General features: G+C 57.0%; 11 protein-coding genes and 1 pseudogene. 6 read left to right on the top strand and 6 right to left on the bottom strand.

Annotated elements, in window-relative coordinates; genetic code table 11:
- Window positions 1-306, bottom strand: a 306-nt coding sequence (locus IAE30_RS28160) for a 2Fe-2S iron-sulfur cluster-binding protein (protein WP_200681449.1), incomplete at its 3' end; no start/stop codon positions are given.
- Between the two features lie 262 nt (window positions 307-568).
- Here IAE30_RS28160 and IAE30_RS28155 point away from each other — a divergent pair.
- Window positions 569-988 carry a DUF393 domain-containing protein gene (locus tag IAE30_RS28155; RefSeq protein WP_200538865.1) on the top strand — a complete coding sequence of 140 codons (420 nt, stop codon included), beginning with the start codon at window positions 569-571 and terminating at the stop codon, window positions 986-988.
- A 252-nt stretch (window positions 989-1,240) separates the two neighbouring features.
- On the opposite strand, the gene IAE30_RS28150 is transcribed toward IAE30_RS28155, so the two are convergent.
- Window positions 1,241-2,134: an SDR family oxidoreductase gene (locus tag IAE30_RS28150; protein WP_200538866.1), complete on the bottom strand. Its 894-nt coding sequence runs from the start codon at window positions 2,132-2,134 to the stop codon at window positions 1,241-1,243.
- Between the two features lie 637 nt (window positions 2,135-2,771).
- On the opposite strand from IAE30_RS28150, the gene fdhF reads away from it, so the two are divergent.
- The 4 genes and pseudogenes from fdhF to IAE30_RS28130 all read left to right on the top strand — a co-directional run bounded on the left by fdhF (window position 2,772) and on the right by IAE30_RS28130 (window position 8,537).
- Complete coding sequence (gene fdhF, locus IAE30_RS28145; protein ID WP_200681448.1) at window positions 2,772-5,744, top strand: formate dehydrogenase subunit alpha; 2,973 nt, start codon at window positions 2,772-2,774, stop codon at window positions 5,742-5,744.
- Window positions 5,744-6,226 carry a DUF1641 domain-containing protein gene (locus IAE30_RS28140; RefSeq protein ID WP_200681447.1) on the top strand — a complete coding sequence of 161 codons (483 nt, stop codon included), beginning with the start codon at window positions 5,744-5,746 and terminating at the stop codon, window positions 6,224-6,226. The genes fdhF and IAE30_RS28140 overlap by 1 nt, the downstream gene beginning before the upstream one ends.
- The gene (locus tag IAE30_RS28135; RefSeq protein WP_200681446.1) at window positions 6,219-7,586 is read left to right on the top strand and encodes a cytochrome ubiquinol oxidase subunit I; all 1,368 of its coding nucleotides are present in this window, start codon (window positions 6,219-6,221) and stop codon (window positions 7,584-7,586) included. The genes IAE30_RS28140 and IAE30_RS28135 overlap by 8 nt, the downstream gene beginning before the upstream one ends.
- A 12-nt stretch (window positions 7,587-7,598) precedes the next feature.
- Window positions 7,599-8,537 (top strand): annotated as a pseudogene (locus tag IAE30_RS28130) (cytochrome d ubiquinol oxidase subunit II).
- A gap of 302 nt (window positions 8,538-8,839) precedes the next feature.
- Here IAE30_RS28130 and IAE30_RS28120 read toward each other — a convergent pair.
- The 4 genes from IAE30_RS28120 to IAE30_RS28105 all read right to left on the bottom strand — a co-directional run bounded on the left by IAE30_RS28120 (window position 8,840) and on the right by IAE30_RS28105 (window position 15,014).
- On the bottom strand, window positions 8,840-11,911 hold the full coding sequence (locus IAE30_RS28120; RefSeq protein WP_200681443.1) for an efflux RND transporter permease subunit: 3,072 nt from the start codon (window positions 11,909-11,911) through the stop codon (window positions 8,840-8,842).
- Window positions 11,911-13,053 (bottom strand): efflux RND transporter periplasmic adaptor subunit, encoded by a 1,143-nt coding sequence (locus IAE30_RS28115; protein WP_200538870.1) that lies wholly within the window; start codon window positions 13,051-13,053, stop codon window positions 11,911-11,913. The genes IAE30_RS28120 and IAE30_RS28115 overlap by 1 nt, the downstream gene beginning before the upstream one ends.
- 99 nt (window positions 13,054-13,152) lie before the next feature.
- On the bottom strand, window positions 13,153-14,322 hold the full coding sequence (locus IAE30_RS28110) for a cell wall metabolism sensor histidine kinase WalK (RefSeq protein ID WP_200681442.1): 1,170 nt from the start codon (window positions 14,320-14,322) through the stop codon (window positions 13,153-13,155).
- Window positions 14,319-15,014, bottom strand: coding sequence for a response regulator (locus IAE30_RS28105; RefSeq protein ID WP_200538872.1), 696 nt, complete (start codon window positions 15,012-15,014; stop codon window positions 14,319-14,321). The genes IAE30_RS28110 and IAE30_RS28105 overlap by 4 nt, the downstream gene beginning before the upstream one ends.
- Window positions 15,015-15,139: 125 nt before the next feature.
- Between IAE30_RS28105 and IAE30_RS28100 the strand changes: the two genes are divergently transcribed.
- Window positions 15,140-15,925 (top strand): MipA/OmpV family protein, encoded by a 786-nt coding sequence (locus IAE30_RS28100; protein ID WP_200538873.1) that lies wholly within the window; start codon window positions 15,140-15,142, stop codon window positions 15,923-15,925.
- Window positions 15,926-15,999 lie beyond the last annotated feature (74 nt).

The following is a 15,999-nucleotide window of genomic DNA, read 5'->3' as shown; positions in this document are numbered from 1 at the left end:
GCATGAATTAATGCGTCGCCCATCTACGATAACGGTACAGGCACCGCACTGACCGTGGTCGCAGCCCTTTTTGGTCCCGGTAAGATGCAGATGTTCGCGTAAAGCATCCAGCAGCGTGGTGCGGGTATCCAGATGCAGGGACTGCTCTTTACCATTCACTTTCAAGGTTACTGGCATCAAGGCGGGTGGCGGTGTGGTGGCTAACGCGTGTTTGCCCGACGCGGTCGCAGATGAATCGTTGTTCGCTGTTTTGGCGCCTTCTTTGACGCTAGCCTGCTGGTGGTTGACATCGTTTGGGTTGCTCATACCCGGCCTCCAGAAAAATTTGGGTGCCTAAGGCACCTCTGTTTATAAGGTTTTTTGGAAACACTAAGCATAGACGTCAATTCAGCATTGCGGGCTGGCCGGGCTATTTCCTTCCAGGAGATAAGCAGAATGGGAAATAAAACAGCTTAAACACGGCTGAGTAGGGCAGTAAACCGTCTCGCTTAGATTGAGACTTTCCCGCATCGCTTGACGTAAGAGTAAGATGTGCCGTACTGACTGTTTATCGAATGGAAAAATCGTTATGTCGATGCCGCCCTTTCTCAATGCCGGGGATAAAGTCATCATTTATGATGGTGTCTGTAAGTTGTGCAATGCCTGGGTTATTTTTTTGCTGAGCCATCACATCGATCGCAAAATACGCTTTGTAGCCATTCAGAGTGAGAAGGGTAAAACGCTGTTGAGATATGCCGGCTTGCCCGATGAAAATATTCGAACAATCGTTCTGATTAATCAGAATCAACACTGGCTGAGGTCACAGGCGATATGCCGGGCAATGTCATTTATGCCGTGGCCCTGGAAGGTGTTGTCTGTCATTTGTTTCCTGCCTGATTTTATTACTAACTTTATTTACAATCGTATTGCACAGAATCGCTATCGGTTATTTGGGCATTATGATGATGTTCATGAAATCAAGGAGGATTATCCTGGGAGATTTTTATGAGCGTGAAGCGCATCGACATCCTGCTTTGTGAGCCAGCGCTAGTCCGGGCTTAACGCGCTGGATGCAGAAGATAGTATTTAGTGTATTTTCCGTTCAGTAAGCACAGAAGAGGGCCCCCCTTACCCGCGGCAATAAAAATGTGCTTTCACGTGGATCTTCGTTGGTATGTTTTGCAAGTTGATAATATGCCGCAAACATCAATGGAAGAATGTGCTCGCGCAGGCGACCACATTCTGATTAATTTGCAGAATATCAGACCGTGCCGGTGCCGCCATCGGAGCACCAGACCTGGCCAGAGGTGAAACTGTTGTTGATTTCCGCAAAAGTGACATACAGCGGTGCGATTTCAGCGGGCTGGCCGGGACGGCCCAGGGGAGCGGTGGCCCCAAACTGTTCGATCTTCTCAGGTGGTTGACCGCCGGAGACCTGCAATGCCGTCCAGTACGGGCCAGGTGCCACGGCGTTGACACGAATCTGTTGCTCACCCAGCTGCTTCGCAAGGGCTTTGGTGAAAGCAGCGATCGCCGCTTTGGTCTGGGCATAATCCAGCAAAATGGCGCTCGGCTCATAAGCCTGTACAGAAGAAGTATTGATAATGGAAGAACCCGCCGGCAGATACTCTAGCGCCGCTTTGGTTATCCAGAACATCGCATAAACATTGGTTTTGAACGTGGCGTCAAAATCTTCGATGGAAAGTGTACGAATAGATTCATTGTATTGCTGACGGCCGGCATTATTCACCAGAATATCCAGGCCATCTAATTTTTCCGCCGCCTCTTTCACCAGTTGCTGGCAGAATTCTTCAGAACGGATATCGCCTGGGATCGCTACAGCTTTGCGACCTTCCGCTTCGATTAATTTCACTACTTCCGCCGCGTCTTCCTCCTCGGCGGGAAGAAAGTTAATGGCAACATCTGCACCTTCGCGGGCATACGCAATAGCAACGGCGCGACCTATGCCCGAATCCCCACCGGTTATCAGCGCCTTACGGCCGGTAAGACGTCCCATGCCGCGATAGCTCGTTTCACCATGATCGGGGCGCGGTTCCATCTTGCTGGCCAGTCCCGGAATGGGCTGATGTTGTTGTTCAAATGGCGGCTTGGGATATTCCTGAGTGATAAGTGTTTTGTTAGTGAATAAATTCATCTTAACCTCATAATTAGCATGTTAATTAAGCCTGGCAAAGATGTGATGATTGTCACGTAAGAACGGGTGAATTAGCTAAACTATTTAAGCGCAGCGTTTAGTTAAGTGGTTTTTATCAAGAAAAAACAGGTAGGGATATTTTTTTAAAATTGGCCCAGTCAGGTTTAGAAAGATGAAGCTTACGGATCTGTCCAGATAGCATGCGAAAAGAAAAACTATAAATACAGACCCCACTTAAATTATTGTTATAAATGCCTGATTAAATGTAAGTGAGAACTAATCTTCAGTGTTATGTAGTCTGTTGATTTTATTGATTTAATATCTTACATGGCTTTGCAGGGGTGTGTGATTTACAAAAAAAACTCATCATCAATATAAGAAAAGTTTTGGGTGTAATATAAGCGAGACGAGATAAATTTAATTTCCCAACGCCCTGGGGCAGTAGTTGTAAATAAGATTATTAATTCACATCAATGACTTCCTGTGCTAATTTTTCTTGACCCTGACCTTAATGGATATATAAGCGAAACCATTAATATTGCATTATTCACTTTGCTCACTAAGCTGAAGACATAACTTTACAATTACACGAGTATTCATTACGGGGATTTCCATCCCGTCCGTTGAGAGGCGATTAATGAGCGAAGCGAGTTGCAGCATTCTATATAATGGTGAGCGACTGACCGGAGCGGTTAATCAACCTTTAATTGATTTCCTGCAACTCCAGGGGAAAAAGCTACCGCATGTCTGCTATCACCCGGCGTTGCCGCCGCTTAAGAGCTGTGATGTCTGCTGGGCCGAGGCCGACGGTGAAAAAGTGCGCGGGTGTACGCTGTCCACAAGAGACGGGCTGGTGGTCAATAGCCAGAACGAAATGATGCAGGCGGCCCAGCAGGAGGGCATGGATCGCTTGCTTCAGCGACATGAACTCTATTGTACCGTCTGTGAACACAACACCGCTGACTGCACGCTTCACGATACCGTTGCCGATATGCATATTCCGATTCAGTACTACCCCTACGAACGCAAGCCTGCGGAAAAAGACACCTCCAATCCTTTTTACACTTACGATCCGGACCAGTGCATTCTCTGCGGGCGCTGTGTAGAAGCCTGTCAAAACGTTGAAGTCAACGAAACACTCTCGATTGACTATCAGTCGCCTCATCCGCGTGTTCTGTGGGATGGAGGGACCAAAATTGCGGGTTCCAGCTGTGTCAGTTGTGGTCACTGCGTAACGGTGTGTCCCTGTAATGCCCTGCTTGAGAAAACCATGCAACCTGACAGTGGTCCTTTTACGGCTATGGAGCCGGACCTCAAGCGACCGCTTATCGATTTTGTGAAATCGCTGGAGCCCAGCATCGGCATGGAACCCATTACTGGCGTTTCGCTTATTGATAATGCGATGCGGCAGGCAGAAATCAAGCGAACCAAAACCGTCTGTACGTATTGCGGCGTAGGGTGCAGCTTCGAAATTTGGACGCGCGATCGCCACATCATGAAAATCCAGCCGGTGGCAGAAGCACCCGCTAATGGAATCTCAACCTGTATCAAAGGGAAGTTCGGCTGGGACTTTGTTAACAGCCCGCACCGCCTGACGACACCGTTAATTCGTGAGAACGGTCAGTTTCGTCCGGCCAGTTGGGACGAGGCTCTGCAGCGTGTGGCGGAAGGGCTGCGCAACGTTGAACGTCGTCACGGTGGAAATGCCATTGGCTTTATCGGCTCCAGTAAGGCGAGTAATGAGGAAGCCTATCTGACGCAAAAAATTGCCCGCCTGATTTTCAAAACAAACAACGTCGATAACTCTTCACGCTACTGCCAGAACCCGGCCACTGAGGGGCTGTTTCGGACGGTAGGATACGGCGGAGATGCCGGCACCATCAGGGATCTGCAGAAAGCAGACCTCATCATTACCCTGGGCAGCAATCTTGCTGAGAATCATCCCGTCATCGCCGCCCATATTAAGCAAAGCCACAAGCATCAGGGGCAGAAGCTGATGGTGGTGGATCCCCGGCGACATGAAATGGCAGACCGCGCTGACTGCTTCCTGCGTATCCGCCCTGGTACAGATATGGTCTGGGCATCTGCGATGGCGAAATATGCCTTTGAGCAGGGTTATGCCGATCTGCCTTTTCTGGAACAGCGGGTTAATCACGTTGAGGAGTATAAGGCCTCGCTTGCCCCGTTTACGCTGGAATTTGCCAGTGCCGTGACGGGACTTTCTGTCGATGAACTGCAGGAAGCGGCAGAGTTAATTGGTCGGGCCGAAAGCGTGTGTATCCTGTGGGCCATGGGGATTACGCAGCACAGCCATGGTGCGGATACCAATACGGCGCTTTCTAACCTGCTGCTGGTCACGGGGAATTACGGCAGACCCGGCACGGGTGGCTATCCAATGCGTGGCCATAACAATGTCCAGGGGGCAAGTGACTTTGGCTGCCTCAGCAACGTTTATCCCGGTTATGAAAAGGTCAGCGATCCTTCTTCCCGTGAGAAATGGGCCCGCGCCTGGCATGTCTCCCCGGAATCGCTGTCCGATAAACCCGGTGCTGATAACTTCTTGATGGTTCAGCATGCACATGAAGGCACGATTCGGGCGATGTACGTGATAGGGGAAGAAACCGCTTTTTCTGATGCTGACTCAACCAAAGTGCATGAAGCCTTCAGTCAACTGGAATTCATGGTGGTTCAGGACATCTTCATGAGCCGTACGGCAGAGTTTGCGGATGTGGTTCTGCCGGGGTGCCCGAGCGTTGAGAAAGAAGGGACGTTTGTGAACACCGAACGGCGTATTCAGCATTTCTCCCCCGCGCTGAAACCGCTGGGCGACAGCCGCCCTGACTGGGCTATTCTCACCGACGTTGCAGCCCGTCTGGGCCACCACTGGCATTACCCCAATCCCGGCGCAATTATGGCTGAAGCCGCGGGTATCGCGGAGATATTTTCTGGCGTGAGTTATGAAAATCTCGTGGGCTGGCAGTCACAGATCTGGCCGGTTACGCCTGACGGGAAGAGCACACCCCTGCTCTACACCGATCGCTTCCATTTCCCCGACGGTAAAGCAAGGCTCTATCCGCTCAGCTGGCAGCCTCCCATGGAAGAGGCGAATGATGACTACGACCTGTTACTGAATAATGGACGCATGCTCGAACACTTCCAGTCAACGAATCAGACCGGGCAGGGAGGCCGCATTATGTCCCTTTCGCCTAACTGGTTTGTCGAAATCTCTCCTGAGCTGGCCGCTGAGCGCCAGCTGTCGGAAGGCGAATGGGTCAGCCTGCGTTCCCGGCGCGGTAATATTGAGGTGCCGGTGGTCGTGACCTCACGCGTAGCGGGAAACGTCCTGTTTATTCCCATTCACCATGGAAAAGAGGGGATCAACAGCCTCACCGGAGACCATCACGATCCCGACGTCAACACGCCTGCTTATAAAGAAATTGCGGTGAAAATGACGCGCATTGGCCGCCACCCTCAGCCCAATCCTTTACCCACACATAATTTCCGCTACGGCCAACGCACCCCTGTTTCCCATCTGGCGGTTGAGGAAAAATGGCAGCAGCAGGGATACCGCGAACCGCCCGAACACAGCGATCATCCGGAGAAATACTGATGGCAGAGCGACTCAATTACACCGTACCGCCAGTTCAGGATGAGCAGAATGCACAGGACGCGCTCAGTGAACTGCTGGAAAATCTGCACCAGCACGGTTTTATCCGACTGGCCAACGATATCGTTAAGGCAAACAGCGAAATAGGAAAAATTCTGGTGGCCGGGCTCAACCGCCCCGGTTCGCGTAATGCGGTACAGAACCTGTCCCTGATGATGATGGCTGTAGGCAGCATTCCTCCTGAACGCTTTAACCACATTCTTCTGGCGCTGCGTGCGGCTGTGATGGCGACGAAACCCGCCAGTGAACTGAATGAGGGTCAGAAAGCACCGGGTCTGCGGGGCATTATCAAACTTCTCAACGACGATGAGCTCTGGCAAAGCCTCCGCCCACTGATGGCGGTGCTGGAAACGTTTGTCACGGAGATACGACGTAAGGAACAACTCCCGGTGACACGCTATAGCGGAAAGCCCACGCGTGAATGACGCCGAATGGGTATTGCTGATTGCGCGCGTGCAGTTTGCTCTGACCATGGCGATGCATATCGTGCTGGCAGCGCTCACCATGGGCCTTGCGCCCCTGCTGGTCTGGTTTGAAGCTCGCTGGTTGTGGCAAAAAAACACTGCGGCGCGTGATGCGCTGCACTTCTGGATAAAGATATTTTCCCTGACCGTGGCGGTGGGAGCCGTATCTGGCGTCGTCATGGAGTTTCAGTTCGGGACACACTGGGCTGCTTTTTCTCAGCAAACGGGCGGCATGATCGGGCCGCTTCTGTTTTATGAAGTGCTTACCGCTTTTTTTCTGGAATCGGCACTCACTGGCGTGATGTTATTTGGCTTTGGCCGCATCCCCCCCCATGTTCACTTTGCCGTGACCTGCATGGTGGCTTTTGGGGCGCTGCTAAGTGCCTTTTGGATCCTGGCCGCCAACTCCTGGATGCAGACACCGGTGGGCTTTACCCGGGATGACGCGGGGCACTTTGTTCCTGAAAGCATAATCCTTCTCCTTCGCGCACCTTCGTTTCCCTGGCGCTTTGCCCACATGGTGACCGCTGCGCTAATCGGAAGCGCGTATTTTATGATGGGTATCGCGGCATGGCGCCTGCTGCGCTTTCCGGGAGAAATGGCTTCTCAACTCATGCTGAAGAGCGCGCTGACTCTGACGCTTCTCGCCGTGCCGCTGCAGATGGTAACCGGTGATCTCCACGGCGAGAACACGCTGAAGTATCAACCCGCCAAACTGGCGGCTATCGAGGGAAGCTGGCAACCGCCGCCACAAGGGGAAGGGGAGCCGCTGCGACTTTTCGCCTGGCCCGACCAAAAGGCCCAACGTAATATGGCAGAAATATTGGTTCCTTCGGTTGCCTCGCTTTATCTGCGCCATAATCTCACGGGTCACATTAAAAGCCTCAGTGAATTCCCGCGAGCGGATCAACCTCCTGTTGCTCCCGTATTTTTCGCGTTCCGGATAATGGTTGGGCTTGGAGTGCTGATGCTGATCACTTCGCTGGTGGCACTAATGCAACTCAAGCGTGGCAGGCTTAATCATTCCGCTAAACTGTTGCGATGGCTGGTCTGCATGACACCGTCAGGTTTTACCGCGCTCATTGCGGGGTGGGTAGTGACTGAGGTGGGGCGACAGCCCTGGACGGTATACGGCATCCTGCGCACCTCAGAGAGTGTTTCACCCCTTTCTCTGACGTCCACTGTCATCATCTTTGTCGCCATCCTGGTTGTTTACGCTTCTGGTTTCACGCTGGGTCTGAGATATCTCCTGCGCCACGCTTCTGCTCCAATCCCTGATAAGCCAGGTATGGTTGCCGTTGCCCTGAAAACACCCCATTAAGGAAGGCTGAACATGCTACTGGCAGATTTCTCAGCGGTCCTCCTGGGCTTCTCTTTACTGATGTACATTCTGCTGGATGGAACAGACCTTGGAACCGGCATGCTGTTCTTCTGGTTTAGGGCAGATGAGCAGCGGGAACAGATGACGCATACGCTTCTGCCGGTGTGGGACGCAAATGAAACCTGGCTGGTGCTTCTGGCTGGGGGAATGTTTGCGCTTTTTCCTGCTGCCTTTAGCCTGATGATGAGTTCTCTGGCCTTGCCTGTTTTTGTCATGCTTTTATGCCTGTTTCTGCGCGCGCTGGCGCTGGAGTATCGCGCTGAAGCTGGGGTGAAGCTCAAACGCTGGCTCGATCGCCTGATGATGGCGTGCTCCGGGCTTGCGGCTATGATTCAGGGGTTGTGTATGAATGCTGTGCTGAGCACGCAGCCGGACGCGATGGCTGATATCCTCAACCTGACGGGATGCCTGTCGGGTTTGGGTCTCATTGCTGTTTATCTCCTCATGGCCTGCTGTTGGGTACGCTGGCGGCTGGGGGAAACAACGGTTCCCCTTGCAGGAGGCTGGTGCTGGGTATGGTGGCTGGTTTCATTGCTAATTTTTGCAGTACTGCTGTGGTTTAATATGCCCCTGTGGGAGCAGTGCTGGGCGCTTTTGATTGGGAAACTGGTGATTCTGATGGCGACTGTCGCGGCTTGCCTACAGGTGTGGGGGCTCTGGCGCGGACATCCGTTAATGTGACTGGTATTCACCCAAGCGTTGGTCGCATTGATATTCCTGGGTGGATGTATTGGCATGCATCCCTGGATTTTGATGAATGAATTAGATATTTATCAGGGTGCAGCACCTCAAACCGCTCAGGTTTTTGTTTTAATCGGATCGGCCATCATTGTTCCGCTTACGCTGATTTATCACAGTTGGTCATTCTGGGTCATGAAGCGGAAGTCGTAAGTTCTATGCGCTTAAGCCAAAGAAATTGAAAGAACTTTTGATACTGAGAGGATTTTAATTAGATATTAAGTTCAACAATGCGTCTACCTATTGCGTTATCGTTAAACAGAGATCATTAATTCTCACTGTAATAGCCTCCGTTCAAACCGGACGCCTCACTTGTAACACATAGTCATAGGGATTTTTGTAGGATTGTCCTGTGCTAAGGATCGAGGTGATAAGTGGCAAGCACAAGCAATGTTGTTAACCTCCCGTAGAGAAAGTGCGTTTTGTTGCGCTCGCCATGTAGCCCGTCAAACCCTCTAGGCCTTCTGCAGAATCTTCCATCTTGGCGTTCCGCTTTGTTCATATTGAATCATTACGCTCAGTGCAGCAGGCAGGACGGTAAGCGTCACCACCGTCGCCACCAGAAGCCCTCCAATAATTGCGCAGGCCATTGGCCCCCAGAACACCTGTTGGGATATCGGTAGCATGCCCAGTATGGCAGCGCAGGCCGTCAGCAGAATGGGTCTGGCACGGTGCAGGGCTGCGGCTGTAACGGCATCATCCGCGGCCATTCCGGCTCTGACTTTGCCGTCGGCTTCCACAATCAGGATGACGGCATTGCGGATAATCATGCCCGCGAGCGCAATAATGCCCAGCAGCGCCACAAATCCCATTGGGGTACCGGTGGACAACATGGCCATGACGATCCCCGGCAGGCCAAAGGGCGCCATTAACAGCGCCAGGAGCATGCGGGAGATCCGCTGCAACTGGACCATCAGCAGCACCAGCATGACCAGCAGGGTCACCGGCAGGACGCTTAGCACCGAATTGTTGCCCTTATCGGATTCAGCCGCCGTGCCGTCCTCGCTGATGCTGTAGCCTGCCGGCAGTTTCGCCCGCAGCCTGTCAATGTCAGGACGCAGTCCGGCTGAGACCGCCTGAGCCCGGAGTCCGGGAGCAAGATCGGTCTGCACCGTGATAAAAGGAAGCCGCTGACGCCGCCATATCACCATATCTTCCAGCCCTGCCTGAGGCTGCGCAATCTGTAAAAGCGGTATTTTCGCGCCGGTATCCGACGTCAGAATCATCCCCGACAGGCTGCTGAGATCGCGCCTGTCCGCCTCGCCGGCTCTGAGTACAACGTCCAGCATTCGGTTGCCGTCGCGCACCGTCGTGACCACGCGGCCGGACCATATGGCGTTGAGATACTGCGCAAGGCCTTCGGAAGAAATCCCTGCCGCACGGGCGGCGGTCTGGTTCACGGCCAGGGTTATCACGCGCTCCGGATCGCCCGCCGTCAGGTTGACCCCGCGAGTGAGTGATGATGCCCCCAGGGTCGACGCCACCTCTCCGGCCAGCGCCCGGACGCGCGTATAGTCCGGTCCGCTGACCCGGTAGCGGACCGGCCAGCCTACAGGCGGGCCCAGCTCCAGCGGAGACACGCGAGTGGTAAACTCACTGAAATGCTGCGCGAGAACTGCATTCAGCTGCTGCTGCAGTTGTTCGCGGGCCGGCAGGTCTCTGGCGACCACGACCAGCTGAGCGGTATTTTCATCGTCCAGCAGTACGTCCATCGGCAGATAAAAGCGAATGGCCCCGGAGCCCACGTAGGCCGAATAGCGATCGATAAGTTTGTTGTCCCTGAGCACCGCTTCAAGGCGCTGCACCTGGCGGAGCGTCGCATCCTGCGACGCGCTGGCCGGCAGCGTCAGGCTGACCAGCAGCTCCGGGCGATCGGATGCCGGGAAAAATTCGCCCTGCATCAGGGTGGTGCCGGCCCCCGCCATGAGCAGAGCGAGCAGCGCGACGGCCATCGTGGTCAGCCGGTGGCGGAGCACCGCACCGAGCAGGCGGCGGTAGGCGCTGCCCAGCCTGCCGGGGCCTGCGGTGTGAGCAGGCAGCCGGGCGGGCAGCAGCCAGCTCCCCGTCAGGGGGGAAAACAGAACGGCGACGCCCCATGAACAGAGCAGCGCAATCATGACCACCGCGAACAGCGTATAGCAGTATTCTCCGGCGCTGGAGGCGGCAAAGCCGACAGGTATAAAGCCCGCTATCATCACCAGCGTGCCGGTCAGCATCGGCATGGCCGTGGTTCTGAAGGCGTACGTGGCCGCCTCCCGACGCGTGTCGCCAGCCTCCAGCCGGGAGACCATGGTCTCGACCGTTATCATCGCGTCATCAACCAGCAGGCCGAGCGCGATAATCAACGCACCGAGCGAGATGCGCTGCAGACCAATCCCGGCCAGGTGCATGCCCGTAAACGTCATCGCCAGCACCAGCGGGATGGCGGCCGCCACGACCAGGCCCGCTCGCACCCCGAGGGAAACAAACGACACCGCCAGCACGATAATGACCGCCTCGATCAGCACGTGGAGGAAGGAACCGACGGCCTCACCGACCACAGCCGACTGATCGGCCACCCGTGACATCTCTATGCCGTACGGCAGACGCTGCGCCTCGGCGCGCAGGCGCGCGTTGAGCGCCTGGCCAAAATCCAGCATGTTTCCGGTGGGCGCCATGGATACCGCCAGCCCGATTGCCGGTCGCCCGTTGACCCTGAACAGCGGCGACGGGGGCTCCGCGGGTTGTCTTGTGATAGTGGCCACATCGGTGAGCGGCACATAGCGCCCGTTGACGTGCAGCGTAACCGCCCGAAGGCTCTCCTCACTTCTGAACGCGCCGCTGACGCGCAGGGCAATGTTGTCATCGCCGGTGCGGACGGTACCCGCCGGCTCAACCGCGTTCTGCGCCTGCAGGGCATCCGTCACCTGCTGCAGACTCAGCCCCATCCCGGCAAGCCTGCGCGGGGAGAACGCAACAACCAGCTGCTCCTCCTGCTCGCCCAGCAGCTGAATTTTGCCCACGTCCGGCAGACTCATCAGGTCGCGGCGGACCATCTCCACCCGATCGCGCAGTTCCCGCGGGGAAAAGCCGTCGGCGGTAAAGCCGTAAATAGTGCCGAAGGTGTCGTCGAATTCATCGTTTACCGTCGGACCCTGAATCCCCTGGGGCAGGGACGGGGAAAGGTCCTGCATTTTTTTACGTATCTGATACCAGATGCCGGGTACTTTTTCTGGCGGAGTATCATCGCGCAGGTTCACGAATATTACGCTGCGGCCCGCGTGCGTTTCGCTCTGAACGTAATCGAGCCACGGGATTTCCTGCAGCTTCTTCTCCAGGGGATCGGTAAGGAGTTGGACCGTATCGTTAAGCGTGGCGCCCGGCCACTGCGCGGACACCACGGCGGTTTTGATCGTAAACGCCGGATCCTCACTGCGCGGCAGCTGCTCATAGTAAAAAATGCCGGCCGCCATCGTCAGCAGCATCAGAAACGCCATCAGTTGCTGACGCTGCAGGGCCCAGGCCGAAAGATTAAAGGCGCTTTTCATCAGGACTGTCCTTCTTCATCTTTTGCGACCCGTTCGCCGTCTCGCAGGCTACTGACGCCTGCGATCACCACGCGTTCGCCTGGCATGACGCCCGCGCTGATAAACACAGATTTGGCTGAAAATTGCGCAATCACCACGGGGCGAATATGGAGGCGGTTCTGCCCGGGGTCGATGACGAAGACGGCCGGACGACCGGCCTGCCGCGTCAGGGAGGACGCCGGCAGCTCCATCACCGGTGAGCCGGTACCGGGTAGCATGACCGTGACGGTTGAACCGAGCGTCAGCGCGGCAGGCGGGCTGTCAAGGGAAATCCGAACCCGCCAGGTGCGGGTCTGCGGGTCGGCCTGCGGGCTAATATCCCGCAGGTGCCCGGTCGCGGACACGGCCGGGTCGGTCAGCAGCGCGACGCGGAAAAGGTCGCCGGGCGCACGCGGGATCCTGCCGGGATCGGACACGTCGACGATCACATCGCGGCTGTTCCCTGAAGCCAGGGTCACGACCGTCTGGCCCGCGCTGACGACCTGGCCGGCCGAGACGCTGACGCCGGTGATCACGCCGGCTTCCGGTGCGGTGAGCGAGGTCCAGCGAAGGTTTTCCTGCGCAGTTTTCAGCGCCGCCTCGCTGCTCTGAATCCGGGACTGCGCGGTTTGCCAGTCTGACGCCGCTGAATCCAGCTGCGCCCGGGCGATGGCACCGGAAGGCATCAGCGCCCGCATGCGTTTCAGGTTGAGGGAAGCCAGCTGCCCGGCTGCCCGTGCGCTGGCCAGATCCGCCTGCGCGCTGCTGGCCTGGTTCGCCACGGTCTGGCTGTCGAGCGTGGCCAGCACCTCGCCGGCGTGAACGTCCATGCCGATGTCGGCGCGGCGCGTCAGCACCCGTCCTTCGAGCCTGAAGCTCAGGGCCATCTCGTCGTGGGCGCGCACCTCGCCGGTCAGGCTCAGGGCGGCCGGGGCAGCCGGGGCGGGGGCAGTGACGCTCCGGACCGGGCGCGGCGGTGCCGCTGTATCTTCCTGAGGATGGCCGCACCCGCTCAGGACCAGCACAAGCAGGCAGGGAAGCAGGGGCAGTAACAGGTCAAAGCGCCGGGGTTCCAGCAGGTGTTCGGCTCCCTCCTTCAGCAGGCGGGTGAAATCATCAGTCATGGCACAGTTCCTTTAGAGAGACCGCGCCATTACATCCGCTGACTATCGAGATTCAGCGGATAAACGGTCAAGAACGTATCAAGACGGTAAAAAAGGGGTTTATCTGGCCGGCAGTTCGACCCGGATACGCAGACCGCCGCCGGCCGGAAGCGTCGCGCTGATGTCACCGCCGTGCGCGCGGCAGACAGCCCGGGCTATTGACAGCCCCAGACCGCTGCCGCCCGAGTGCCGCGCGCGCGAGGTTTCCCCGCGGCTGAAACGATCAAACATACTGGCCAGAAAGTCAGCCGGAACGCCCGGTCCGTTATCCTGAAAATCAATCAGGCAGGTACCGGCTCGCTGCTGCAGGCGAATACGCAGGCAGGATCCGGCGCCGGCATAACGAAGGGCGTTCTCAAGAAGAATGGTAAACACCTGTGCCAGCCGGAAGGCATCCGCCGTGACGGCCGGCTGGCTGGTGACGGTCAGCCCGATCTGCATGCCCGCCGCGTCGAGCTGGGGCTTTATCCAGGCAATGCGTTCGCGCAGCAGGTCCGCAGGATCGCAGGGCGCGCAGTCAAGGTTAAGCTGACCGGCATCCGCAAGGGAAAGCAGGTGCAGGTCATCAATCAGGCGGCTGAGGTACCGCAGCTGGCTCATGATCATCACATGGTGGCGCGGGTCGTCGTCAAAAACCCCGTCAATCAGGCCCTGCAGCCTGCCTATCGCAGCCGTCAGCGGCGAGCGCAGCTCATGCGCCATCGCGACGTGAGACGCCCGGAGCTCCCGCTCGTAGTGCGCCAGCTGACGCGTCATGGCGTTGAAGTCGCCGGCAAAGTGCAGCACTTCTGCTGGCGCACCGGTAACCAGCGCGGACTGTGAACCAAAACGTCCCGCCGTTACTGCCTCCGCGGTTCGCCTGAGGTGGCTGAACTGCAGGGACAGCGGCCGGGCGTAGCGCAACCCCAGAGACGTGATAAAAGGACTCGTCACCAGCACCAGAATGCCGACCGTGATCCAGTCAGAAGAGGCAATGGAAGGGTCAGAATAACGAATCCCCCACCAGGCATCGACGATTTCATGGTACCGCGCCGGATCCGCCTCCGGGTGCTCGCGCAGGGCTAGGAACTCCTGCAACAGCGCAGGCGGCATATGGTGCGTGATCCAGAGATACTGCACGGTGAACCGCAGCCACATGCACAACGCAATCAGAACGACGGTCCCTATCGCGAGAGTCAGTATGCGCAGGCACAGCCAGCGCCAGAGGGTCTGAGGGCGTTTTACTTTCATGGCTGACGGAACCGGTAGCCCACGCTGCGGACGTTAAGCAGCACGTCGGGGATGCCCGCCGCCTCAAGCTTACGGCGGAGATTATAAACGTGGGTATCGACCACGCGCTCCAGCGCATCGCTTTCCGGCAGGCACTGCTCCAGCAGATACTGGCGGCTCAGCGCGCGAACCGGCGCGCGCATCATCGTGACCAGCAGCGCAAACTCGGTGGGCGTCGTTTCCACGCTGATGACGGGCCCCTCACTGGTCGTGACGGTCACCGTCATGGCGGAGGTGTTGACCTCCAGACCCTGCCAGCGCAGCACCTCATCAGCCTGTCGCACCGCAGCGCTGCGCCGCAGCACGGCCTGCACGCGCGCAACCACTTCCCCCGGATGATAAGGTTTTACTACATAGTCGTCAGCCCCATAGCGCAGCGCACCTATGCGGTCAGGCGTATCGCCCATCGCCGTGACCATGATGACCGGCACGTCGCTGCTGCGTCTGATCCTTGCCAGCACCTCGGTGCCGTTCAGACCTGGCAGCATCACATCCAGCAGCACCAGGTCCGGCTTCCAGCGTTCCGCCTGTTCCAGCCCGCTCAGACCGTCTGTCGTGACCCTGACGGTATAGTTCTCCCGGCGCAGGTAGGCTTCCAGCACCTCCGCCGCGTCGGCGTCATCTTCGATTATCAGAATATTTTTGTTCTGCATGGCTCACCTTGACAGTTTCTTCATAAATCCCTGGCGGTTTGTTGACACAGCCACGGGATACTCCGGTTTCGCGATGCGACCACCCGGGCAAGGGGTGGCATACGGACGGATGATGAGGTGACACGATGATAAACAGAAAAACGGCGTTGTACATAACCAGCCTGGTACTGACGGTAGTAGCGGTCCCGGGGCAGGCCGACGACAGCGGACCTCAGGACGGCGTCACCCTCGGGCTGGGCGCGCAGTTCGCCCCGCGCTACAGCGGGTCTGACAAAATGAACCTGCAGCCTGTGCCGGTCTTCCAGGCGCGTAAAGGGGCCCTGTTTGCGGATGCGCAAAAGGGCATTGGCTATGACCTGCAGAGCGACGGCGGTTTTTATTTAGAGCATACGCTGGGTTACGGACTGGGGCGCGCCGACAGGAACGCTTCCTGGCGGGACGGTGCTGACAATCTGAAGGGCATGGGAAACATTAAGGCCACCGTCAATACCGGGCTGGCGCTGGGATGGGCGGTCACCCCCTGGTTCAGCGTCGAGGGAAAAGCAGTGTTACCGCTGAGTGACGACCAGGGTGCGAGCTATCAGGCGTCGGTGACGCTGGTCCCGCTGCAGTCGCAGAGCGACACGGTGGCGCTGCAGTCAGCGGCGCTCTTTGGCGATGCGCGTTTTATGAATACCTGGTACGGCGTCAGCCAGACGCAGAGCCATAACAGCGTCTACTCACGCTATGACGCGGCCGGCGGATTTTACGGCACCGACACCAGGCTGTCCTGGAGCCATCAGTTTGATGCCAACTGGGGGAGCGTGCTGAGCGCGGGCTACACGTGGCTGGATGACACTGCCGCTGACAGCCCGGTTGTGCTTCGCCGGAATGAAGGGACCGGTACGGTCGCCGTCACCTATACCTTTTGAGGCGGCAGGTCATGTATTCCCTGAAAGACGCCGTTCCAATGATGGTGGCCACCGCCGGCTACGGCGTGGTGTAT

This window comes from Pantoea sp. S61 (assembly GCF_016625145.1).
GTDB lineage: Bacteria > Pseudomonadota > Gammaproteobacteria > Enterobacterales > Enterobacteriaceae > Pantoea > Pantoea rwandensis_B.
This window is presented reverse-complemented; position numbering and strand designations above follow the sequence as displayed.

Bases quoted from the DNA above. Each gene is read 5' to 3' on its own strand.
- IAE30_RS28155 (WP_200538865.1), top strand. From the start codon at position 569: ATGTCGATGCCGCCCTTTCTCAATGCCGGGGATAAAGTCATCATTTAT.
- IAE30_RS28150 (WP_200538866.1), bottom strand. From the start codon at position 2,134: ATGAATTTATTCACTAACAAAACACTTATCACTCAGGAATATCCCAAG.
- fdhF (WP_200681448.1), top strand. From the start codon at position 2,772: ATGAGCGAAGCGAGTTGCAGCATTCTATATAATGGTGAGCGACTGACC.
- IAE30_RS28140 (WP_200681447.1), top strand. From the start codon at position 5,744: ATGGCAGAGCGACTCAATTACACCGTACCGCCAGTTCAGGATGAGCAG.
- IAE30_RS28120 (WP_200681443.1), bottom strand. From the start codon at position 11,911: ATGAAAAGCGCCTTTAATCTTTCGGCCTGGGCCCTGCAGCGTCAGCAA.
- IAE30_RS28115 (WP_200538870.1), bottom strand. From the start codon at position 13,053: ATGACTGATGATTTCACCCGCCTGCTGAAGGAGGGAGCCGAACACCTG.
- IAE30_RS28110 (WP_200681442.1), bottom strand. From the start codon at position 14,322: ATGAAAGTAAAACGCCCTCAGACCCTCTGGCGCTGGCTGTGCCTGCGC.
- IAE30_RS28105 (WP_200538872.1), bottom strand. From the start codon at position 15,014: ATGCAGAACAAAAATATTCTGATAATCGAAGATGACGCCGACGCGGCG.
- IAE30_RS28100 (WP_200538873.1), top strand. From the start codon at position 15,140: ATGATAAACAGAAAAACGGCGTTGTACATAACCAGCCTGGTACTGACG.